Here is a 20,806-nt window from a genome sequence, read left to right as displayed (position 1 = left end):
CTGCGGCGTGTGACTATCCGTTGCATCTGGGGGTGACGGAGGCGGGGCCTGCGTTCCAGGGGACGATCAAGTCCGCGGTGGCGTTCGGTGCGCTGCTGGCGGAGGGCATTGGTGACACGATCCGGGTGTCGTTGTCGGCTCCTCCGGCGGAGGAGGTCAAGGTCGGCATCCAGATCCTGGAGTCGTTGAACCTGCGGCAGCGGCGGCTGGAGATCGTGTCGTGTCCGTCGTGCGGGCGGGCGCAGGTGGATGTGTACAAGCTGGCGGACGAGGTGACCGCGGGGCTTGAGGGCATGGAGGTGCCGCTGCGGGTGGCCGTGATGGGCTGTGTCGTCAATGGTCCGGGTGAGGCGCGTGAGGCTGATCTCGGGGTGGCGTCCGGCAATGGCAAGGGGCAGATCTTCGTCAAGGGTGAGGTGATCAAGACGGTGCCCGAGTCGAAGATCGTGGAGACGCTGATCGAAGAGGCGATGAAGATCGCCGCACGGATGGAGGCCGCCGGAGTCCCGTCCGGGGAGCCCGACGTCACGGTGAGCTGAGGACAACCAGTTAGGGGGCCTGAGCATGACCATCCTGGAAACCATCCGAGGGCCGCGCGACCTGAAGGCGCTGACCGAGTCCGAACTGGCCGAACTGGCCGAAGAGATCCGCGAGTTCCTGGTGCACGCGGTCGCGCGGACCGGCGGACACCTCGGGCCCAATCTGGGGGTGGTCGAGCTGACCATCGCCCTGCACCGGGTCTTCGAGTCGCCCGTGGACCGCCTGGTGTGGGACACCGGCCACCAGAGCTACGTGCACAAGCTCCTGACCGGGCGTCAGGACTTCTCGAAGCTGCGCGGCAAGGGCGGCCTGTCCGGCTACCCCTCGCGCGAGGAGTCCGCGCACGACATCGTCGAGAACAGCCACGCCTCCACCGCGCTCGGCTGGGCCGACGGCCTCGCCAAGGCCCGCCGGGTCCTGGGGGAGCGGGGCCACGTCGTCGCCGTCATCGGCGACGGCGCCCTCACCGGCGGCATGGCCTGGGAAGCGCTCAACAACATCGCGGCCGCCAAGGACCAGCCGCTGATCATCGTCGTCAACGACAACGAGCGCTCCTACGCCCCCACCATCGGCGGCCTCGCCAACCACCTCGCGACCCTGCGCACCACCGACAGCTACGAGCAGGTCCTCGCCTGGGGCAAGGACGTCCTCCAGCGCACCCCCGTGGTCGGCCGGACGCTGTACGAGTCCCTGCACGGCGCCAAGAAGGGCTTCAAGGACGCCTTCGCGCCCCAGGGCATGTTCGAGGACCTCGGCCTGAAGTACGTCGGCCCCATCGACGGCCACGACATCAAGGCCGTCGAGTCCGCGCTGCGCCGCGCGAAGCGTTTCCACGGCCCCGTCCTCATCCACTGCCTCACCGAGAAGGGCCGCGGCTACGAACCCGCGCTCGCCGACGAGGCCGACCGCTTCCACACCGTCGGCGTCATGGACCCCCTCACCTGCGAGCCGCTCGCCCCGTCCCACGGCCCCTCCTGGACCTCCGTGTTCGGCGACGAGATCGTCCGCATCGGGGCCGAGCGCGAGGACGTCGTGGCCCTCACGGCCGCCATGCTGCACCCCGTCGGGCTCACCAAGTTCGCGGCGGCCTACCCCGACCGCGTCTGGGACGTCGGCATCGCCGAGCAGCACGCGGCCGTGACCGCCGCGGGACTGGCCACCGGCGGGCTCCACCCCGTCGTCGCCGTCTACGCCACCTTCCTCAACCGCGCCTTCGACCAGCTCCTGATGGACGTGGCGCTGCACCGGTGCGGCGTGACCTTCGTGCTCGACCGGGCCGGGGTCACCGGCCCCGACGGGCCCTCGCACAACGGCATGTGGGACCTGTCCGTCCTTCAGGTCGTGCCGGGCCTCAGGATCGCCGCGCCCCGCGACGCCGACCAGCTCCGCGGCCAGCTGCGCGAGGCCGTGAACGTCGACGACGCGCCGACCCTGCTGCGCTTCCCCAAGGAGTCGGTGGGGCCCGCGATCCCGGCCGTGGACCGGGTGGGCGCCATGGACGTCCTGCGCCAGGATCCCGACCCGGCCGTGCTGCTCGTCGCCGTCGGCGTGATGGCGCCGGTGTGCCTCCAGGCCGCCGACCTCCTCGCGGAGCGGGGCATCGGCTGCACCGTCGTCGACCCGCGCTGGGTCAAGCCCGTCGACGCCGCCCTGCCGCCGCTCGCCGCGCGCCACCGGCTCGTCGCGGTCGTGGAGGACAACAGCCGCGCGGGCGGCGTCGGCTCGGCCGTGGCCCTCGCCCTCGACGACGCCGAAGTGGACGTCCCCGTACGGCGCTTCGGCATTCCCGAGCAGTTCCTCGCGCACGCCAAGCGCGGCGAGGTCCTCGCCGACGTCGGCCTCACCCCGGTGGAGATCGCGGGCCGCGTCAGCGCGACGATGGCCCGCCAGGACGCGGCGCGGGCCGGAGCCCGCGAGACGGCCGGGGTGCCCGGCCCGCAGGAGGCCGGGGAGTCCGGCCCGAAGACAGCCGGGACACCCGGCGAGGAGAACCGAGCATGACAAGCACCGGCAAGGAGTTCGACCTCGGCAGACTGCTCGCCGAGCGCGGCGGCGAGCGGTACGAGCTGCACACCCGGCACCTCAACCACCAGCTGCCGCGCATGCTGCACACCATCGGCTTCGACAAGGTCTACGAACGCGCGGAGGGCGCCTACTTCTGGGACGCCGAGGGACAGGACTACCTGGACATGCTCGCCGGGTTCGGCGTCATGGGCCTCGGCCGCCACCACCCGGTCGTCCGCAAGGCCCTGCACGACGTGCTCGACGCCTCCCTCGCCGACCTGACCCGCTTCGACTGCCAGCCGCTGCCCGGGCTTCTCGCCGAGCGGCTGCTCGCGCACAGCCCGTACCTGGACCGGGTCTTCTTCGGCAACAGCGGCACCGAGGCCGTCGAGACCGCCCTGAAGTTCGCCCGCTACGCCACCGGCAGGCCGCGGATCCTGTACTGCGCGCACGCCTTCCACGGCCTGACCACCGGCTCCCTGTCCGTGAACGGCGAGAGCGGCTTCCGCGACGGCTTCGCCCCGCTCCTGCCGGACACGGCGGTGCCCCTCGGCGACCTCGACGCGCTGCGCCGGGAGCTCAAGCGCGGGGACGTGGCCGCCCTGATCGTCGAGCCCGTCCAGGGCAAGGGCGTGCACGAGCCCCCGCCCGGCTATCTGCGCGCCGCCCAGGACCTCCTCCACCAGCACAAGGCGCTCCTGATCGCCGACGAGGTGCAGACGGGACTCGGCAGGACCGGCGCCTTCTACGCCCACCAGCACGAGGAGGGCGTCGAGCCCGACCTGGTGTGCGTGGCCAAGGCGCTGTCCGGCGGCTACGTCCCGGTCGGCGCGACCCTCGGCAAGGACTGGATCTTCAAGAAGGTCTACTCGTCCATGGACCGGGTCCTGGTCCACTCCGCGAGCTTCGGGTCCAACGCGCAGGCCATGGCGGCCGGGCTCGCGGTCCTCGCCGTCATGGACGACGAGCGGACCGTCGCGAACGCGCGTGAGACGGGTGAGCTGCTCAAGGCCCGGCTCGCGGCACTCGTCGACAAGTACGAGCTGCTCAGCGACGTCCGCGGCCGCGGCCTGATGATCGGCATCGAGTTCGGCAGGCCGAAGTCCCTGAAGCTGCGCAGCCGCTGGACCATGCTCCAGGCCGCCCGCAAGGGCCTGTTCGCGCAGATGGTGGTCGTACCGCTGCTCCAGAAGCACCGGATCCTCACCCAGGTCTCCGGCGACCACCTGGAGGTCATCAAGCTCATCCCGCCGCTGATCATCGGCGAGAAGGAGGTCGACCGCTTCGTCGCCGCCTTCACCGACGTCATGGACGAGGCGCACGGGGGCGGCGGGCTGATCTGGGACTTCGGCAAGACGCTGGTGAAGCAGGCGGTGGCGAACCGGTAGCCGGACGGCCCGCCGCCCCGGAGGCTCCCGGCCCGGAGGCTCCCGGCCCGGCGGCTCGGCGACGGAAGGGCCGACGCCCCTTGCCTCTGAGGCAAGAAAATTGCCTCCCGGGTAAGGCTCTGGCTCAATCGAGGGTATGAGCCCTGCCACCCCGGACGCCGGTGAGGCGGCCGACGCGCTGCCCGCCGTCGCCCCGCAACTGCGTGAGCTGCGCCGCCGTGCCGCGCTGACCCTGGAGGCCGCCGCCCGCGCGGCCGGGCTCTCGCCCGCGCACCTGTCCCGCCTGGAGACCGGTCAGCGCCAGCCGTCCCTGCCGATGCTGCTCGCCCTCGCTCGTACCTACGGTACGACGGTCTCCGAGCTGCTCGGCGAGACGCCCGCCGACCGGGACGCCGTCGTCCGCGCCCCGGACATGGAGCCCACCGCCGCCGGCGGCTGGACGTACTGGCAGGCGGGCTCCCCGGGCCGCGGCATGCAGGCGCTGCGCGTGCACGTACCGCACGGCGCGCAGGGCGACATCGTGCGCGTGCACCCGGGGGAGGAGTGGCTGTACGTCCTGGAGGGCCGCCTGCGCCTGCGCCTCGGCGACACCTCGTACACCCTCGCGCCCGGCGACAGCGCGCACTTCGACTCGCTGACGCCGCACCGGATCGCCGCCGTGGACCACGGCGGCGCCGACCTCCTCTTCGTGCACACCTTGCTGCAGAGCCCCGCCGCCGCGCTATGTCTCGGCGGCCCCACCAAGGGAGACCGACATGACGGAATCTGAACCGAGGCAGCCCGCGCGCCGCATGTCCATGGAGGAGAAGTTCCCGCGCGCCCTGTGGGTCCGCCTGATCGTCTACGTGGCCGTGGGCCACCTGTTCGCGGGCTTCATCTACCTGCTGTTCGTCCTGGGCGGACAGAACCAGTAGCGCCCGCTCGCCTAGTCGAGGAGCCGCTCGCGCAGGCGCTCGCGCGTCACAGGGGCGAGGCCGAGGCCCTCGGTGAGGTAGGTGTCGGTGTCGCCCCAGGTCTGCTCGATGGTGTCGAAGGCCGCCGCCAGATACTCGGCGCGGGCGTCGAAGAGGGGGCTCAGGAGCTCCATGACCTCGGGCGACATGGCGTCCGGCGAGGTGGCGCTGCGGTGCACCTTGTAGCGGCGGTGCGCCGCGTTCGACTCCAGGTAGTCCGCCTCGATCGCCTCGCGCTCCACGCCGACGGCCAGCAGCGTCACGGCGATCGACAGGCCCGCGCGGTCCTTGCCCGCGGCGCAGTGCATCAGCGCGGGCACGCTGTCCTCGGCGAGCGCGTGCAGCACCCGGCCGTGCTCGGCCGTCCGCTCCCTGATGATCGTGCGGTACGAGGACGCCATGCGCTCGGCGGCCTTGCCGTCGGACAACGCGGTGCGCAGCTGGGCCAGGTCGCCGTCGCGCACCATCTTCCAGAACGCGGCGCCGTCGGCGGGGTCGGTCAGCGGCAGGTTGACGTTGCGCACGCCGGGCAGCTCCACGTCCGGGCCTTCGAGGCGCTGGTCCGCGGCGTTGCGGAAGTCGAAGACCGTGTGCAGGCCGAGCGAGGAGAGGAACGCGGCGTCGGCGGCGGTGGCGTGCGCGAGGTGGCCGCTGCGGAAGAGGACGCCGTGGCGGACCCGGCGGCCGTCGACGGTCGAAAGTCCGCCCACGTCACGGAAGTTGCGCACACCGGCGAGCTCGGGTTCGGTCGACGGAACCTGCTGCGTCACGGGCTCTCCTCTGGGTCGGGTCGTGTCGGCGCTCGTCGGACCGGCCGGGAGCGGGGCACCGCGCGGCTCGCCGCGGCGTGACGTCGGCGGCCGGTGGTCGCGCCTTCGACGATACGACACGGGTTCCTCAGGCAATCAGTGGCGGCGGAGCGCGCACAGGCGTTGCCCCGGTGGTCGCACGGGCTCGAAGATGTGCGTACGCCCGCGCGGCTGTTGAGATCTGTCAGAGGACCTGTGGGGGTTTGATGATCGAGGTCGGCGAGGACGGCCGTACGTGGCTCCTCTCGGGGCCCACCAGCAGCTACGCGCTCCGCCTCACCGGCAGGGACGAGCTGCTGCACCTGCACTGGGGCCCGCGGATCGCCCTGGCCGACGCCGAGGCCCTGGCCGCCGCGCCGCTGCCGCCCGAGCGGCCCTTCGAGTCCCGCATCGACGGGCACGAGGAGTATCCCGTCGAGGGCGGCCCCCGCTTCGTGCGGCCCGCGCTCTCGGTGCGCGGCGGCGGGGTGCGGGGCACCGAGTGGCGGTTCGCCGGCGCCTGGCACGACGAGGACGAGCTCCAGCTGAACTTCACCGACCCGGTGCACCACCTGGCGGTGCTGCTCGACTACCGGCTGCGCGGCGACGTGGTCGAGCGGTACGTGGTCGTCATGCACCAGGGCCCCGCCGGGTCGCCGGAGGTGGAGCTGCTGCGCGCCGACTCCGCGACCTGGACCCTGCCGCGCCGCGAGCAGTGGCGCCTGTCCCAGCTGCACGGCCGCTGGGCCGCGGAGTCGCGCCTCGTGCGCTCCGGGCTCACGTACGGGGAGCGGGTCATCGGCAGCCGTCGCGGGCACACCGGGCACCAGCACCTGCCCTGGGTGGCGCTCGACGCCGACGGCGCCACCGAGGAGCAGGGCGAGGTCTACGGCTGCGCGCTCGCCTGGTCCGGGTCGTGGCGCGTGGCGGTGCACCAGCTCCCGGACGGCGCGGTGCAGATCACGGGCGGCTCCGGCCACGACGACGCGGGGCAGCAGGTGCTCGGGCCCGGCATGGCGATCGTCACGCCCGTGTTCGCGGGCCTGTGGAGCGACGGCGGCTTCGGCGGGGCGAGCCGGGCCTGGCACGCCTACCAGCGCGCGCACGTCATCCCGGACGCCGACGAGGTGCGGCCCGTGCTCTACAACTCCTGGGAAGCCACCGGCTTCGACATCTCCGAGGAGCAGCAGCGGGGCCTCGCGGAGCGGGCCGCCGAGATGGGCGTCGAGCTGTTCGTCGTCGACGACGCGTGGTTCGGCCGACGCGTCAGCGACCGGTCCGGGCTCGGCGACTGGACGCCGAACCCGGACCGGTTTCCGGGCGGTCTGAAGCCGCTCGCGGACCATGTGCGCGGCCTGGGCATGCGGTTCGGGATCTGGGTGGAGCCGGAGATGGTGAACGCGGACAGCGACCTGTACCGCGCGCACCCCGACTGGGTGCAGCACCAGCCGGGCCGCACCCGCACGGAGTTCCGCAACCAGCTCGTCCTCAACGTGGCGCGCGAGGACGTGCGGGAGTACCTGTGGAAGCAGCTGGACGCGCTCCTCTCCAGCGCCCCGATCGACTATGTGAAGTGGGACTTCAACCGCTGCTTCACGGACCCCGGCTGGCCCGGCGAGGCCCACCCCGAGCGCCTGTGGTCCGCCCATGTGCACGCCGTCTACGACCTCATCGACCGGCTGCGGACCGCGCACCCGTCCGTCGCCTTCGAGTCCTGCTCGGGCGGCGGCGGCCGGGTCGACCTCGGCATCCTCGCCCGTACGGACCAGGTGTGGACCTCGGACAACACCGACCCGGTGGACCGCCTCGCCATCCAGCACGGGTTCAGCCAGGTGCACCCGGCGCGCGTGATGGCCGCCTGGGTCACCGACAGCCCCAACACCCAGCTCAACGGGCGGGTCAGCTCGCTGCGGTTCCGGTTCGTCAGCGCCATGGCCGGGGTGCTCGGCGTCGGCGGCGACCTCACGCGGTGGAGCGCGGCGGAACGGGCCGAGGCGCGCGGCTGGGTGGAGCTCTACAAGGAGATCAGGCCCGTCGTGCAGCTCGGCGAGCTGTACCGCCTCCGGGCGCCCGGCGAGGGGCTCAGCGCGGTGCAGTACGTGCGGGGCGACGAGGCCGTGGTGCTCGCCTGGCTGCGCGCGCAGGCGTTCGGCGAGGAGCCCGCCCCGGTGCGGCTGCGGGGGCTCGACCCCGCGGCGGCGTACGTGTGCCGGGACACCGGGGCGGTGCATCGGGGCGCGGTCCTGCTGCACCACGGCCTGCGCACGGGCCTCAGCGGAGATCTGGACGCGGCGGTCTTCCGGCTGAGCCGGGTCACGGCCGACCCGTCGAGGCCGTAGGCCTGGGTATTCCGGGTTGGCGCAATCTTGACCAATGGCTTATCTCACGCCACGTCAACCCCATATTACGGTGGCGTAGGTCACTTGACGGAAGGAAAGATGGGACGACGTGACAGCAGAGTCGACACCTTTCGTCAAAAACGTACCCACAGAGACCATTACCTCCTACGCGGCGGTCGGCGACAGCTTCACCGAGGGCGTGGGGGACCCCGGGCCCGACGGGACCTTCGTCGGCTGGGCCGACCGGCTCGCCGTCCTGCTCGACGACCTGGCACCGGAGCACACCTTCCGCTACGCGAACCTCGCGGTGCGCGGCAAGCTGCTCGACCAGATCGTCGCGGACCAGGTGCCCCGGGCCAAGGAGCTGGCCCCGGACCTGGTGACGTTCGCCGCGGGCGGCAACGACATCATCCGGCCCGGCACCGACCCGGACGACGTGGCCGAGCGCTTCGAGCGGGCCGTCGCCGACCTCTCGTCGGCCGTCGGCACCGTCGTGGTCACCACCGGCTTCGACACCCGGGGCGTGGCCCTCCTCAAGCATCTGCGCGGCAAGATCGCCACGTACAACGGCCACGTCCGCGCGGTCGCCGACCGCTACGGCTGCCCGGTGCTCGACCTGTGGTCGCTCAAGACCGTCCAGGACCGGCGGGCCTGGGACGCCGACCGGCTGCACCTGTCGCCCGACGGACACACGCGCGTGGCGCTGCGCGCGGCCCAGGTGCTCGGCCTCCCCGTGCCCGCCGACCCCGACCAGGCGTGGCCGCCGCTGCCGCCGCGCGGCACCCTCGAGGAGCGCCGCGACGACATCCACTGGGCGCGCGAGCACCTGGTCCCGTGGATCGGGCGGCGGCTGCGGGGTGAGTCGTCGGGCGACCACGTGGCGGCGAAGCGGCCCGACCTCATGCCGCTGACCTAAGCGCTTCGCTGGAATTGCCGCGATGGGCCGTCGATCGCCTGCGGACCGTCGTGGCTGGTCGCTCCCCCAAGTTCTCGGCTTCGCTCGAACAGGGGGGACCCCCTTCGCGGCGGAGCCGCATATCGGCACAGCCCCGCGCCCCTTCGGGGCGCTGCCGAACCGCACCACATTTCCACAAGACCGCTTAGATGCCGCTGACCCAGCTGTGGTGGACCTGACACGGCCGTCCTGAGGCGGCTGGAGGCACCCACCCGGTCCGCGACGGGGGTGGACCGGTGAGGTGACAGGGTGGGAGTGGCGTCCCCGCGCGCGCGTGCGCGGGTGCTGGGATGGCGGCCAGCCGTCCCCTGCGGGCCAGCCGCCTCCCTGCGGGACAGCTGTCCCGCTGCGGGCCAGCCGTCCCCTTGGCGGGGCGGCGGGCCGCCCGCACGGGGCGGACGACCGGCACACCGGAAGGACTCCCGCCCATGCCGCCACGCCCGAACGCGTCCCTACGTCCTCTCGCCACCGCCCTGCTCGCCCTCGCCGCGCTCGGGATCGGGGCCGCGCCCGCCGGGGCCGCCGCGCCGGTCGCCGAGGCGCCCGCCGCCGTGGCCGCGCGGAACCCCGCCACCGTGACCGTCACCGGCACCGGCTCCGCCAGCGCGGCGCCGGACCTGGCCGTGCTCACCCTGGGCGTCGAGGTGACCGCGCCGACGGCCAAGAAGGCGCTCGCCGGACAGAACGCCGCGGCACAGGCGCTGCTCACCGCCGTGCGGAAGCAGGGCGTCGCCGAGCGGGACGCCCGTACGGAGGGCCTGTCGCTGTCCGGCGTCTACAAGGACGTCGACGGCGCGTCCAAGCTCACCGGCTACCGGGCCTCCCAGTCCTTCTCGGTCACCGTGCGCAAGCTCGCCACCACGGGCCGGGTCCTCCAGGCCGCGATGGACGCCGCCGGTGACGCGGGCCGCGTCCACGGCGTGGCCTTCGACGTCGCCGACAAGCAGGAGCTGCGGGCCGAGGCCCGCGCGGCCGCCCACGACGACGCGCGCGCCAAGGCGGAGCAGTACGCGCGGCTGAGCGGACGCCCCCTCGGCCGCCTCGTCTCGCTCAGCGAGAACGACGGCGGCGGCCCGCGTCCCCTCGCGGTGCCCGTGGAGGCCGTCACCAAGGACCAGGGCGTCCCCGTCGCGCCCGGGGAGATCGAGGACCAGGTGACGCTCGTCGCGGTGTACGAGCTGGACTAGCGGCGTACGAGCCCGGCCGCGGGCCGTCAGGCCCGCGGGTCCGCCACGGACAGGCCCAGCCCTCGATCCACAGCCGCGGCCCTTGGTCCGCACGGACCGGCCCCGGCGGTCGTTGTCAGGGGTGGCGCACATAATGGGGAGGCCTGAGCAGCCCTGTTTCTGGAGGTGCGCCGTGTCCCGGTCCCTGAGCCCCCTGCTCCGCTCCCTGCGGACGCCCGCGTTCGGTGCGGATCCGGCCGGTGACCGGCTCGCGCGCATCCGCAGATCGCCGCATTTCGCCGACGGCTCGTTCCAGAACCCGGTGGGGGCGCGCACCAGGCCCTCCGGTTCCGCCCTGGAGTTCGCGAAGGTCTACTTCCGCCGCGAGGAGCGCTCCCGGCGCGTCCCGGCGGGCCACGTGCCGGTGCACGCCACGACCCTCGCGGACCTCGCCAAGCCCCCGGCGAGCGGCCTCAGGCTCACCTGGATGGGGCACTCCAGCGTCCTCGTCGAGATCGACGGGCGCCGGTTGCTCTTCGACCCGGTGTGGGGCGAGCGCTGCTCGCCCTTCGCCTTCGCCGGACCCAAGCGCCTGCACCCGGTGCCGCTGCCGCTCGCGGCGCTCGGCCCGGTCGACGCGGTCGTCATCTCGCACGACCACTACGACCATCTGGACCTGCCCAGCATCAAGGCCCTCGCGGGCACGGACACGGTGTTCGCGGTGCCGCTGGGCGTCGGCGCGCACCTGGAGCACTGGGGCGTCCCCGCGGACCGGCTGCGCGAGCTCGACTGGCACGAGTCCACGGCCGTCGGTGGCCTGACCCTGACGGCGACGCCCGCCCGGCACTTCTGCGGCCGCGGGCTGCGCAACCAGCAGCACACGCTGTGGGCGTCCTGGAGCGTCGCGGGCCCCGAGCACCGCGTCTTCCACAGCGGCGACACCGGGTACTTCCCGGGCTTCGCGGACATCGGCGCCGCCCACGGCCCGTTCGACGCCACGATGATCCAGATCGGCGCCTACTCGGAGTTCTGGCCGGACATCCACATGCGGCCCGAGGAAGGCGTGCGGGCCCACCTCGACCTCCAGGGCGGACGGCCGCACGGCGTGCTCCTGCCGATCCACTGGGGCACGTTCAACCTCGCGCCGCACGCCTGGTCGGAGCCCGGCGAGGGCACGCTCGCCGCCGCGCGCGCCGCGGGCGCCCCGGTGGCGCTGCCCATCCCCGGCGAGCCGTTCGAGCCCGCGTCCGACGCGGTGCCCGACGCCCCGTGGTGGCGCGAGATCGCCGTCGCGCCGGCGGGCGGCTGGAGCGACCACGCCCCGGGGCCCGCGCTGGGCGCGGCCGACCAGGAGACCGCACCCGTCGGCTGATGGCGGGTGACCGACGAAAGGGGCGCGTGACTCCGCGAAGGGAGCGCGCCCCTGGTCGGTGCGCCCGTGGGGAACGGGTGTCCTTCGTACGCCCTGTGCGGTGCACATCGCCGCGCCCGTACTGACGTACGACATATTTCGTCCTCTCGTACGACGCGTCATACCAGAGCGGGACGCTGTCCGCCGGACTTTGTCAACTGCCCACCGCACGCGAGGTCGTGACGACTACCGTGAGTGGCCGTCGGGCGACGCAGGGATGCCATCACGGCCTGCCGGCCGGCACCGCGATGCCATCGACGAGGTGCCGCAGTGGACCGCTGCGGCACGCGTCGCTACGTACCGAGGACGCTGATGTCTCACCTTCGCGCACCGGCAGCACGCGCAGACCGCCGTGAGGGCGGACGGCACGGACGCTCCGGGAGCCGCGCCGCGCCGCCCCCTCCCGAGACGCGCATACGGCTCCAGCTGATGCGCATCGCCGTACTGCCCGCCGTCGCCGTCGGCCTGTGCGGCTGTGCCGCCGTGCTCTTCATGATCCGGGCCGCGGGGGCCCGGCCGCAGCCGCCGCTGCTCGCCCTGCTCGGCGCCGCCGCCGGGCTCGGCGTCCTCGGCGTCGTCGTCGCCGCGGTGGCCGCCGACCGGACCGCGCGGTCCGTGCGCGACCGCGTCGTCGCGCTGCGCCGCGCCACCGCGCGCGGCCAGGCCGACCTGCGTGAACTCCTCGAACGGCTGCACCAGGGAGAGACCCCGGCGGTGCGCGAGCCCAGCGCGGTTCCCGCCCCCGCCAAGGACGAGTTCGGCCTGCTCGCCGACGAGCTGGCCCGCGCCCACGAGGGCGCCCTCACCGCCGTCGTCCAGGCGTCCCGTCTTTCCGGGCGGGCGGGCAACGAGCAGAAGGTCGAGGTCTTCGTGAACCTCGCCCGGCGCCTGCAGTCCCTGGTCCACCGCGAGATCTCGCTCCTGGACGAGCTGGAGAACTCCGTCGAGGACCCCGAACTCCTCAAGGGCCTCTTCCACATCGACCACCTGGCCACCCGCATCCGGCGGCACGCCGAGAACCTCGCCGTGCTCGGCGGCGCCGTGTCGCGGCGCCAGTGGAGCAGGCCCGTGTCGATGACGGAGGTGCTCCGCTCCTCCATCGCCGAGGTCGAGCAGTACTCGCGGGTCAAGCTGGTGCCGCCCGTCGACGGCACCCTGCGCGGCCACGCCGTCGCCGACGTCATCCACCTGCTCGCCGAACTCGTCGAGAACGCCACGGTGTTCTCCGCTCCGCACACCCAAGTCCTGCTGCGCGCGGGCCGGGTGACGTCCGGGCTCGCCGTCGAGGTCGAGGACCGCGGCCTGGGCATGCCCGTCGCCGAGCAGACCCGGATGAACCAACTCCTCGCCGACCCCGACCAGGTCAACGTCGCGAGCCTCCTCCAGGACGGCCGCATCGGCCTGTTCGTGGTCGCCGCCCTCGCCCGCCGCCACGGCATCGCGGTGCGCCTGCAGACCAACATCTACGGCGGCGTCCAGGCCGTCCTGATCCTGCCCCAGGGGCTGCTCGGCGCCGACCAGGACGCCCCGTCCGCCCCCCGCGGCGCCACCTCCGCCGCCCCCGCGGCCGCCCCCGCCTCGGCCCACACCTCCGCCCCCACCTCCCCGCGGTCCGCCGCGCCGCCCACCCCCGGCGCCGCGCACGCGACCGTCACCGCGCCCGCCCCGCACCCGGCCGCCGCACCCCACGAGCAGCCGTCCCACCCGTCCTACCGGAACGGCACCCCGGCCCACCGGCCCGCCGCCCCACACCCCTCAGGGGCCACCGCCACCCCGCCCGCCCCGCTCCCCGTCCGCGGCCCGCGCGGCGACCGGCCCACCCCCGCCGAAGCCCTGCCCGGCATCCGCCCCGAGGACCGGAGCGTCACCGCCGAGCACACCGCGGCCCCGCCCGTGCCCCGCAACGGCGGCGTGCGCGGCCGGGTCGGCAAACCCCAGCTGCCCCGCCGCCGCGCCCAGGAACACCTCGCGCCACAGCTGCGCGACGCCCGCGCCCCGCGCCCGGCCGACGACCAGCTCGTCGGCCACGACCCGGGCCTGATGGCCGCCTTCCAGCGCGGCATCGGCCTCGCCCAGGCCGCCCAGGCCCGGGACGCCCTGCCCGACCACGACGTCAGCGCCTCCCCGGGGCCCGGCGACAGAGCCGACCGCACCGGCCCCCTCCGCCGGAGCGACCAGGGCGGCTGACAACGCACCACCCCCCACCCCCGTCCGCCCCGCGGACGTCGAGAACCCTCTCTCGAACCCGTACTTTCCAAGGAGTCGATCCACCATGGCGAGCGATGCGCCGACCGGCCAGGTATCCGATCTCGACTGGCTGATGAGCGGCCTCGTCCAGCGCGTGCCGCACACCCACAGCGCCGTCCTGCTCTCCTGCGACGGACTCGTGAAGTCGGTCCATGGCCTCGACCCGGACAGCGCCGACCACATGGCCGCGCTCGCCTCAGGGCTCTACTCCCTCGGGCGCAGCGCGGGCGTCCGCTTCGGCGACGGGGGCGACGTGCGCCAGGTGGTCGTGGAGCTGGACTCCACCCTGCTCTTCGTGTCCACCGCCGGTTCCGGCACCTGTCTCGCCGTGCTCGCCGGGCGTGAGGCGGACGCCGCGGTGCTCGGGTACGAGATGGCGATGCTGGTCAAGAGCGTGCGCCCGTACCTGGTCACAGCGCCGCGCCAGCACGCCGGTGAGCCCGCGTCGATGAGGCGCTGAGCGTGGGGGCCCCGCACGACGGGCCATGGCTCGACGACGCCGCAGGGCGGCTCATCCGCCCGTACACGGTCAGCAACGGTCGCACCAGACCGACCACGCGGCTCGACCTGCTGTCCCAGGTGAGGGCGACCGGCACCACCCCCGCCGGCTACCTCGGCCCGGAGCACGCCCTCGCCCTCGGCATGTGCGAGGCACCCACGTCGGTGGCGGAGATCGCCGCCCAGCTGAAGCTGCCCGTGGCGGTGACCAAGGTGCTCCTGTCCGACCTCGTCGACTGCGGGGCGATCACCACCAGAGCCCCGGACTTCTACCACAACCCGACTGACCGGTCCCTGTTGGAGGCAGTGCTCGATGGACTACGACGACAGCTCTGACGCCTTCCCCACCGCGCTGAAGATCCTCGTGGCGGGCGGGTTCGGGGTCGGCAAGACGACCTTCGTGGGCGCGGTCAGCGAGATCGCGCCGCTCAGCACGGAGGAGTTGCTCACGACGGTCAGCGAAGCCACCGACGACCTGTCGGGCGTGGAGAACAAGACCACGACGACCGTCGCCATGGACTTCGGCAGGATCACGCTCGACCCCGAACACGTCCTGTACCTGTTCGGCACACCCGGACAGGAACGGTTCTGGTTCATGTGGGACGAGCTGTCCGAAGGGGCGCTCGGCGCGGTGGTGCTCGCCGACACCCGGCGCTTGGAGGACTGCTTCGCCGCCGTCGACTTCTTCGAGCAGCGCGGCATGGGATTCATCGTCGCCGTCAACGAGTTCGACGGCGCCTACCGCTACGAGCCCGACGAGGTCCGCACCGCCATCGACCTGGACCCGCAGGTGCCGGTCGTGCGCTGTGACGCGCGGATCTCCAGCTCCGGCATCCAGACGCTGCTCACGCTCGTCCGCCACCTGCTCGCCCACGCCCCCGCCACGCCCACGTCGGGAGCCCACACATGACCCATGGAGCACACGCATGATCTACGAAGCGACCGGCCGCCTGCTGGTGACCCCGGTGGACAAGGGGGCGGCCGTACGGGTGCGCAGGCTGCGGGAGCTGGACCTCGGCGAGCGGCCCGAACCCGGGCTCGACACGTTCGCCGACCGCCTCGCCCGGGTCATGGACGCCCCGTACGCCATGGTCAACTTCATCGGCGAGGAACGGCAGTTCTTCGCCGGGCTGCACCGGGCCGAAGGCCCGCCCCTCGAGCCCGGGGCGCTCGGGCTCGGGGCGAACGGGATGGGCGAGGAGACGGACGAGCCCGTGGCGCGGCCGTTCGCCGAGCGCCGCCTCGCGCGGGACCGCGGCTACTGCCCGCACGTGGTGGTGCGGGGCAAGGCGCTGGTCCTGGAGGACGTCCGCGACTACCCGCGGTTCGCGGGCAACCCGGTCGTCGACGAGTTCGGCGTCCGGTCCTACCTGGGCGCGCCCCTGATCGACCGGACCGGGATCGCGCTCGGCACGGTGTGCGTCCTGGACGTGGAGCCCCGGCCGTGGGGCCGGGCCGGGCTCGACACGATCAAGTCGATGGCGGCGGAGCTTGTGGATTGGATCCACCTGCGCGAGGGGGAGCCGGGCGCGGCCCCGTGACGTCGGTCGTCTGCGGCTTCGTCGGGGCTGGTCGCGCAGTTCCCCGCGCCCCTTCGGGGCGCTCCCCACGCCAGGTGCCACTCAAGTCAGTTGCCAGGAAGGTACGTTGACGATGCAAGGGCACGGTCCTACGGTGCGAGGCCCCTGAACCCGGCGAAAGGTTCACCGCATGAGCGACCTCCGGCTCGGCGTCCTCGGCTACGGACTGCGCGGCCCCCTCGCCCGCACCGCCCACCGCCCCGGCGCGGGCGCCCGCGTCACCGCGCTCGCCGACCCCGACGAGGCCGCGCGGACCCGCGCGGCCCGCGACTTCCCGGGCCTCAGCACAACCGCGGACCCGCGCGAGGTCATCACGGCCCCGGACGTGGACGCCGTCCTCGTCCTCACCCCCGACCACACCCACGAACCCCTCACCCGCGCGGTGCTGCGCCAGGGCAAGCCGGTCTTCGTCGAGAAGCCCCTGGACGTGACCGTCGAGGCGAGCGACGCCATCCTGCGGACCGCGTACGAGACCGGTACGCGCCTGTACGTGGGGCACAACATGCGCCACATGCCGGTCGTGCGGCTGATGCGGGACATCGTCGCGCGCGGCGAGATCGGGACCGTCAAGACGGTCTGGGTGCGGCACTTCGTGGGCTTCGGAGGCGACTGGTACTTCAAGGACTGGCACGCCGAACGGCAGTACACCACGGGCCTGCTGCTCCAGAAGGCCGCCCACGACCTCGACGTCGTGCACTGGATCGCGGGCGGCTACACCCGGCACGTCCAGGCGCTCGGCGACCTCATGGTCTACGGCGACATCCCGCACCGCCGCGCGCCGGGCGAGCCCAAGCCCGACGGCGGCCCCGTCGCGGACGGCGCCTGGCCGCCGCGCGCCCAGCGGGACCTGAACCCGGTGATCGACGTGGAGGACGTGTCCCTGGTCAACCTGCGCCTCGACAACGGCGTGCTCGCCGCCTACCAGCAGTGCCACTTCACCCCCGACTACTGGCGCAACTACACCGTCATCGGCGACGCGGGCCGCCTGGAGAACTTCGGCGACGGCCCAGGAGGCGTGGTCCGGGTGTGGAACGGCGGGCGCTCGCTCCACCGCGGCGAGGGCGACGCCGAGTACCCGATCGGGGGCTTGGTCGACGAGTCGGGACACGGCGGCGCCGACCCGCTGATCATCGACGAGTTCCTGCGCTTCGCCCGCGAGGGCGGGCCCACCGACACCTCGCCGGTGGCCGCGCGCATGGCCGTCGCCGCGGGCGTGGGCGCCACCCGGTCGCTGCGGGACGGCGGCGGCCCGCGGGAGGTGCCGCCGCTCGACGCGGAGCTGATCGCGTACTTCGAACGGGGGCAGATCCGCTAGCGGACGCGGGCCCCGTGGACCGGTGCGGGGCCCGGTGCACCTGGGGTCTGAAGGAAAGCTGCGGCCGCGGTTAAGAAATCCTCGATGGACCCGTGCCGTGACGTACGGAAGATTGCTGTGCGGATGTGGCCGGTGGGATGCCGGTCAGCCACTTCCCTAGGTCGCATGACAGGAGCCGTCGCGTGAAGGCGCTGGTCAAGGAGAAAGCGGAGCCCGGGCTCCGTCTCATGGAGGTACCGGAGCCGGTCATCGGGCCCGGCGACGTCCTGATCAAGGTGCTGCGCACCGGGATCTGCGGGACCGACCTGCACATCCGGGCCTGGGACGGCTGGGCGCAGCAGGCGATCTCGGCGCCGCTGATCGTCGGGCACGAGTTCGTCGGCGAGGTCGTCGAGACCGGCCGGGACGTGGCGGACGTCAAGGCGGGCGACCTGGTCAGCGGCGAGGGCCACCTGGTGTGCGGCAAGTGCCGCAACTGTCTGGCCGGGCGGCGCCATCTGTGCCGGGCCACGGTCGGGCTCGGCGTGGGGCGCGACGGCGCGTTCGCGGAGTACGTCGCGCTGCCCGCGGGCAACGTCTGGGTGCACCGGGTGCCGGTGGACCTCGACATCGCCGCGATCTTCGACCCGTTCGGCAACGCCGTGCACACCGCCCTGTCGTTCCCGCTGGTCGGCGAGGACGTGCTGATCACCGGGGCCGGGCCGATCGGTGTGATGGCCGCCGCCGTCGCGCGCCACGCGGGCGCGCGCAACGTCGTGGTCACCGACGTCAGCGAGGAGCGCCTGGTGCTCGCCCGCAAGGTCGGCGTCAGCCTCGCCCTCAACGTCGCCGACGCCACCATCGCCGACGGCCAGCGCGAGCTGGGCCTGCGCGAGGGCTTCGACGTGGGCCTGGAGATGTCCGGCAACCCGCGCGCGATGCGCGACATGGTCGCCAACATGACCCACGGCGGCAAGATCGCCATGCTCGGCCTGCCGTCCGAGGAGTTCGCGGTCGACTGGGCGCGGATCGTCACCTCGATGATCACGATCAAGGGCATCTACGGCCGCGAGATGTTCGAGACGTGGTACGCGATGTCCGTGCTCCTCGAGGGCGGCCTCGACCTCACGCCCGTCATCACCGGCCGCTACGGCCACCGCGACTTCCAGGAAGCCTTCGACGACGCGGCGAGCGGCCGCGGCGGCAAGGTCATCCTGGACTGGACCGTCTGACCCGGGCCCCGCCCGCCCCCGCCCCCTCCTCCGAACTCCCGAAGGGCTCCTCGATGTTCGACTCCGTACGCGCCGACCTCGCCGCCACCCTCGACGAGATCCGCGCCGCAGGCCTGCACAAGCCCGAGCGGGTCATCGGCACCCCGCAGTCGGCGACCGTCGCCGTCACCGCGGGAGGCCGCCCCGGCGAGGTGCTGAACTTCTGCGCGAACAACTACCTCGGCCTCGCCGACCACCCCGAGGTGATCGCCGCCGCCCACGAGGCGCTCGACCGCTGGGGCTACGGCATGGCCTCCGTGCGCTTCATCTGCGGCACCCAGGAGGTCCACAAGGAGCTGGAGGCGCGCCTGTCCGCGTTCCTCGGCCAGGAGGACACGATCCTGTACTCCTCCTGCTTCGACGCCAACGGCGGCGTCTTCGAGACGCTGCTCGGGCCCGAGGACGCGGTGATCTCCGACGCCCTCAACCACGCCTCGATCATCGACGGCATCCGGCTCTCCAAGGCCCGCCGCTTCCGCTACGCCAACCGTGACATGGCCGACCTGGAGAAGCAGCTCAAGGAGGCCACCGAGGCCGGTGCCCGGCGCAAGCTCGTCGTCACCGACGGCGTCTTCTCCATGGACGGCTACGTCGCCCCCCTTGCGGACATCTGCGACCTCGCCGAGCGGTACGACGCCATGGTCATGGTCGACGACTCGCACGCCGTCGGCTTCGTCGGCCCCGGCGGCCGGGGCACCCCCGAGCTGCACGGCGTCATGGACCGCGTCGACATCATCACCGGCACCCTCGGCAAGGCGCTCGGCGGCGCCTCCGGCGGCTACGTCGCCGCGCGCGCCGAGATCGTCGCGCTGCTGCGCCAGCGCTCGCGCCCCTACCTGTTCTCCAACACGCTCGCCCCGGTGATCGCCGCGGCCTCGCTGAAGGTCCTCGACCTCCTTGAGGCGGCCGGTGACCTGCGCGAGCGCCTGGCGGCGAACACCCAGCTCTTCCGCTCCCGCATGACCGCCGAGGGCTTCGACGTGCTGCCCGGCGACCACGCCATCGCGCCCGTCATGATCGGGGACGCGGCGAAGGCCGGACGCATGGCCGAGCTGCTCCTGGAGCGCGGCGTGTACGTCATCGGCTTCTCCTACCCGGTGGTGCCGCAGGGCCAGGCCCGGATCCGCGTGCAGCTGTCCGCGGCGCACTCCACGGAGGACGTGGGGCGGGCCGTCGACGCGTTCGTCGCTGCGCGGGCTGAACTGGAGTCGGCCGGGGCCTAGTGCCCCCGGGGCCCGGGCGGGTGGGGCCGTACTCCCGCCCGCCCCTTCGTCGCGCTGCGCGCTCGTCCTCAAACGCCGGACGGGCTTGATGGTTGCGCACGTGCGTCCGTCGTCACGGGACGGATGTGGTGCGGGGCGGCACGCGGGCGGTGAGTGGGAGAATCGGGGGCATGATCGAAGCCCGGCGGTTGCACATCCTGCGCGCGGTGGCCGACCACGGCACCGTCACCGCCGCGGCCGCCGCCCTCTACCTCACCCCGTCCGCCGTGTCGCAGCAGCTCACGGCCCTTGAGCAGGAGACGGGGCACCGGCTCGTGGACCGCTCGGCCCGGGGGGTGCGGCTCACCCCCGCGGGCGAGATCCTGCTGACGCACACCAACGCCGTGCTGGCCCAGCTGGAGCGGGCCGAGGCCGAATTGGCCGCGTACAGCTCGGGCGCGGCGGGGACGGTGACGCTCGCGGCGTTCGCGACGGGCATCGGCCTGGTCGTGGCGCCCGCCCTGACCCGCCTCGCCGAGACCGCGCCCGGCATCCGGGTGCGCGTCCAGGACGCCGAGGGCGACGCCAGCCTGCCGATGGTGCTCGACCGGCAGGTGGACGTGGCGGTGGCCGTGGAGTACCGCGGCGCGCCCGGCGCCGACGACCCGCGCCTGACGCGCGTACCGCTGTACGCCGAGCCGTTCGACGCGGTGCTCCCCGTGACGCACCGGCTCGCCGACGGCGGCCGGGTGCCGCTCGCCGACCTCGCCAAGGACGCGTGGATCGGCCCCTTCCCCGGCAACCCCTGCCACGACGTGGTGGTCCTCGCCTGTGAGCAGGCCGGGTTCCAGCCGGTCATGGAGCATTCATCGGATGACTTCCGCGCGGTCGTCGCCCTGGCGTCGGCGGGCGCGGGGGTGGCCCTCGTGCCCCGTTCCGCGTTGCGGGGCATGGACGTGACCGGGGTGGCGGTCCGGCCCGTGGACGGGATCGCGCCCACGCGACGGGTGTTCGCCGCCGTGCGCTGCGGCGCGGAGGCGCACCCGCTGATCGCACCGGTGCTCGGCGCCCTGAAGGACGCGGCGGCCGAGGACTGAGGCGGCGCCGCCCGGCTCGCCGAGCTGCGCGGCGAGGTCGTCGACGCCACCCATGCGCCGGGCGCCGACCTCA

19 protein-coding genes are annotated in these 20,806 nt (G+C 73.5%); 18 read left to right on the top strand and 1 reads right to left on the bottom strand.

The window, feature by feature from the left end:
- The 5 genes from ACIG3E_RS31585 to ACIG3E_RS31565 form a co-directional block, all read left to right on the top strand.
- Positions 1-539 (top strand): flavodoxin-dependent (E)-4-hydroxy-3-methylbut-2-enyl-diphosphate synthase (locus ACIG3E_RS31585; protein WP_399622980.1); only part of this gene is annotated, 539 nt, incomplete at its 5' end.
- A gap of 25 nt (positions 540-564) precedes the next feature.
- The gene (dxs, locus tag ACIG3E_RS31580) at positions 565-2,541 is read left to right on the top strand and encodes a 1-deoxy-D-xylulose-5-phosphate synthase (protein ID WP_399622979.1); all 1,977 of its coding nucleotides are present in this window, start codon (positions 565-567) and stop codon (positions 2,539-2,541) included.
- Positions 2,538-3,932: an aspartate aminotransferase family protein gene (locus ACIG3E_RS31575; RefSeq protein WP_399622978.1), complete on the top strand. Its 1,395-nt coding sequence runs from the start codon at positions 2,538-2,540 to the stop codon at positions 3,930-3,932. The genes dxs and ACIG3E_RS31575 overlap by 4 nt, the downstream gene beginning before the upstream one ends.
- 136 nt (positions 3,933-4,068) lie before the next feature.
- Positions 4,069-4,701, top strand: coding sequence for a helix-turn-helix domain-containing protein (locus ACIG3E_RS31570; protein WP_399622977.1), 633 nt, complete (start codon positions 4,069-4,071; stop codon positions 4,699-4,701).
- 28 nt (positions 4,702-4,729) lie between these two features.
- Entirely contained in the window at positions 4,730-4,846 is a 117-nt protein-coding gene (locus ACIG3E_RS31565; protein ID WP_037827059.1) for a DUF6126 family protein, read from the top strand.
- 11 nt (positions 4,847-4,857) lie between these two features.
- Here ACIG3E_RS31565 and ACIG3E_RS31560 read toward each other — a convergent pair whose 3' ends face one another.
- Positions 4,858-5,655, bottom strand: a complete 798-nt coding sequence (locus tag ACIG3E_RS31560; protein ID WP_399622976.1) for a tyrosine-protein phosphatase — start codon at positions 5,653-5,655, stop codon at positions 4,858-4,860.
- 245 nt (positions 5,656-5,900) lie between these two features.
- Between ACIG3E_RS31560 and ACIG3E_RS31555 the strand changes: the two genes are divergently transcribed.
- From ACIG3E_RS31555 to ACIG3E_RS31495, 13 genes are all read left to right on the top strand, one after another.
- Positions 5,901-8,012 (top strand): alpha-galactosidase, encoded by a 2,112-nt coding sequence (locus ACIG3E_RS31555; protein WP_399622975.1) that lies wholly within the window; start codon positions 5,901-5,903, stop codon positions 8,010-8,012.
- Between the two features lie 109 nt (positions 8,013-8,121).
- Positions 8,122-8,928, top strand: a complete 807-nt coding sequence (locus ACIG3E_RS31550; RefSeq protein ID WP_399622974.1) for an SGNH/GDSL hydrolase family protein — start codon at positions 8,122-8,124, stop codon at positions 8,926-8,928.
- A 467-nt stretch (positions 8,929-9,395) separates the two neighbouring features.
- A complete protein-coding gene (locus tag ACIG3E_RS31545) occupies positions 9,396-10,154 on the top strand; it encodes an SIMPL domain-containing protein (RefSeq protein ID WP_399622973.1) in 759 nt (252 codons plus the stop codon).
- 133 nt (positions 10,155-10,287) lie between these two features.
- Positions 10,288-11,505: an MBL fold metallo-hydrolase gene (locus ACIG3E_RS31540; RefSeq protein ID WP_399622972.1), complete on the top strand. Its 1,218-nt coding sequence runs from the start codon at positions 10,288-10,290 to the stop codon at positions 11,503-11,505.
- Between the two features lie 351 nt (positions 11,506-11,856).
- The gene (locus ACIG3E_RS31535; protein WP_399622971.1) at positions 11,857-13,731 is read left to right on the top strand and encodes an ATP-binding protein; all 1,875 of its coding nucleotides are present in this window, start codon (positions 11,857-11,859) and stop codon (positions 13,729-13,731) included.
- 85 nt (positions 13,732-13,816) lie between these two features.
- Positions 13,817-14,251, top strand: coding sequence for a roadblock/LC7 domain-containing protein (locus ACIG3E_RS31530; RefSeq protein WP_242726433.1), 435 nt, complete (start codon positions 13,817-13,819; stop codon positions 14,249-14,251).
- A gap of 2 nt (positions 14,252-14,253) precedes the next feature.
- On the top strand, positions 14,254-14,625 hold the full coding sequence (locus tag ACIG3E_RS31525) for a DUF742 domain-containing protein (RefSeq protein ID WP_138962816.1): 372 nt from the start codon (positions 14,254-14,256) through the stop codon (positions 14,623-14,625).
- Positions 14,603-15,199, top strand: coding sequence for an ATP/GTP-binding protein (locus tag ACIG3E_RS31520; RefSeq protein WP_138962818.1), 597 nt, complete (start codon positions 14,603-14,605; stop codon positions 15,197-15,199). The genes ACIG3E_RS31525 and ACIG3E_RS31520 overlap by 23 nt, the downstream gene beginning before the upstream one ends.
- A 16-nt stretch (positions 15,200-15,215) precedes the next feature.
- A complete protein-coding gene (locus ACIG3E_RS31515) occupies positions 15,216-15,830 on the top strand; it encodes a GAF domain-containing protein (RefSeq protein ID WP_399622970.1) in 615 nt (204 codons plus the stop codon).
- Between the two features lie 169 nt (positions 15,831-15,999).
- A complete protein-coding gene (locus ACIG3E_RS31510; RefSeq protein ID WP_399622969.1) occupies positions 16,000-17,184 on the top strand; it encodes a Gfo/Idh/MocA family protein in 1,185 nt (394 codons plus the stop codon).
- A gap of 182 nt (positions 17,185-17,366) precedes the next feature.
- Positions 17,367-18,395: an L-threonine 3-dehydrogenase gene (gene tdh / locus ACIG3E_RS31505; protein WP_399622968.1), complete on the top strand. Its 1,029-nt coding sequence runs from the start codon at positions 17,367-17,369 to the stop codon at positions 18,393-18,395.
- Positions 18,396-18,448: 53 nt separating this feature from the next.
- Positions 18,449-19,657, top strand: coding sequence for a glycine C-acetyltransferase (locus tag ACIG3E_RS31500; protein WP_399622967.1), 1,209 nt, complete (start codon positions 18,449-18,451; stop codon positions 19,655-19,657).
- A gap of 170 nt (positions 19,658-19,827) precedes the next feature.
- The gene (locus ACIG3E_RS31495) at positions 19,828-20,733 is read left to right on the top strand and encodes a LysR family transcriptional regulator (RefSeq protein WP_242726464.1); all 906 of its coding nucleotides are present in this window, start codon (positions 19,828-19,830) and stop codon (positions 20,731-20,733) included.
- The last annotated feature ends 73 nt before the right edge of the window (positions 20,734-20,806 follow it).

Origin of the sequence: Streptomyces sp. NPDC053474, from assembly GCF_044544845.1 — a bacterium.
Taxonomy (GTDB): domain Bacteria; phylum Actinomycetota; class Actinomycetes; order Streptomycetales; family Streptomycetaceae; genus Streptomyces.
The sequence above is the reverse complement of the archived record's forward strand: the minus strand, read 5'-3'. Positions and strand labels throughout refer to the sequence as shown.

Bases quoted from the DNA above. Each gene is read 5' to 3' on its own strand.
- ACIG3E_RS31575 (WP_399622978.1), top strand. From the start codon at position 2,538: ATGACAAGCACCGGCAAGGAGTTCGACCTCGGCAGACTGCTCGCCGAG.
- ACIG3E_RS31520 (WP_138962818.1), top strand. From the start codon at position 14,603: ATGGACTACGACGACAGCTCTGACGCCTTCCCCACCGCGCTGAAGATC.
- dxs (WP_399622979.1), top strand. From the start codon at position 565: ATGACCATCCTGGAAACCATCCGAGGGCCGCGCGACCTGAAGGCGCTG.
- ACIG3E_RS31565 (WP_037827059.1), top strand. From the start codon at position 4,730: ATGGAGGAGAAGTTCCCGCGCGCCCTGTGGGTCCGCCTGATCGTCTAC.
- ACIG3E_RS31510 (WP_399622969.1), top strand. From the start codon at position 16,000: ATGAGCGACCTCCGGCTCGGCGTCCTCGGCTACGGACTGCGCGGCCCC.
- ACIG3E_RS31535 (WP_399622971.1), top strand. From the start codon at position 11,857: ATGTCTCACCTTCGCGCACCGGCAGCACGCGCAGACCGCCGTGAGGGC.
- ACIG3E_RS31515 (WP_399622970.1), top strand. From the start codon at position 15,216: ATGATCTACGAAGCGACCGGCCGCCTGCTGGTGACCCCGGTGGACAAG.
- ACIG3E_RS31495 (WP_242726464.1), top strand. From the start codon at position 19,828: ATGATCGAAGCCCGGCGGTTGCACATCCTGCGCGCGGTGGCCGACCAC.
- ACIG3E_RS31555 (WP_399622975.1), top strand. From the start codon at position 5,901: ATGATCGAGGTCGGCGAGGACGGCCGTACGTGGCTCCTCTCGGGGCCC.
- ACIG3E_RS31530 (WP_242726433.1), top strand. From the start codon at position 13,817: ATGGCGAGCGATGCGCCGACCGGCCAGGTATCCGATCTCGACTGGCTG.
- ACIG3E_RS31545 (WP_399622973.1), top strand. From the start codon at position 9,396: ATGCCGCCACGCCCGAACGCGTCCCTACGTCCTCTCGCCACCGCCCTG.
- ACIG3E_RS31540 (WP_399622972.1), top strand. From the start codon at position 10,288: ATGGGGAGGCCTGAGCAGCCCTGTTTCTGGAGGTGCGCCGTGTCCCGG.
- ACIG3E_RS31500 (WP_399622967.1), top strand. From the start codon at position 18,449: ATGTTCGACTCCGTACGCGCCGACCTCGCCGCCACCCTCGACGAGATC.
- ACIG3E_RS31570 (WP_399622977.1), top strand. From the start codon at position 4,069: ATGAGCCCTGCCACCCCGGACGCCGGTGAGGCGGCCGACGCGCTGCCC.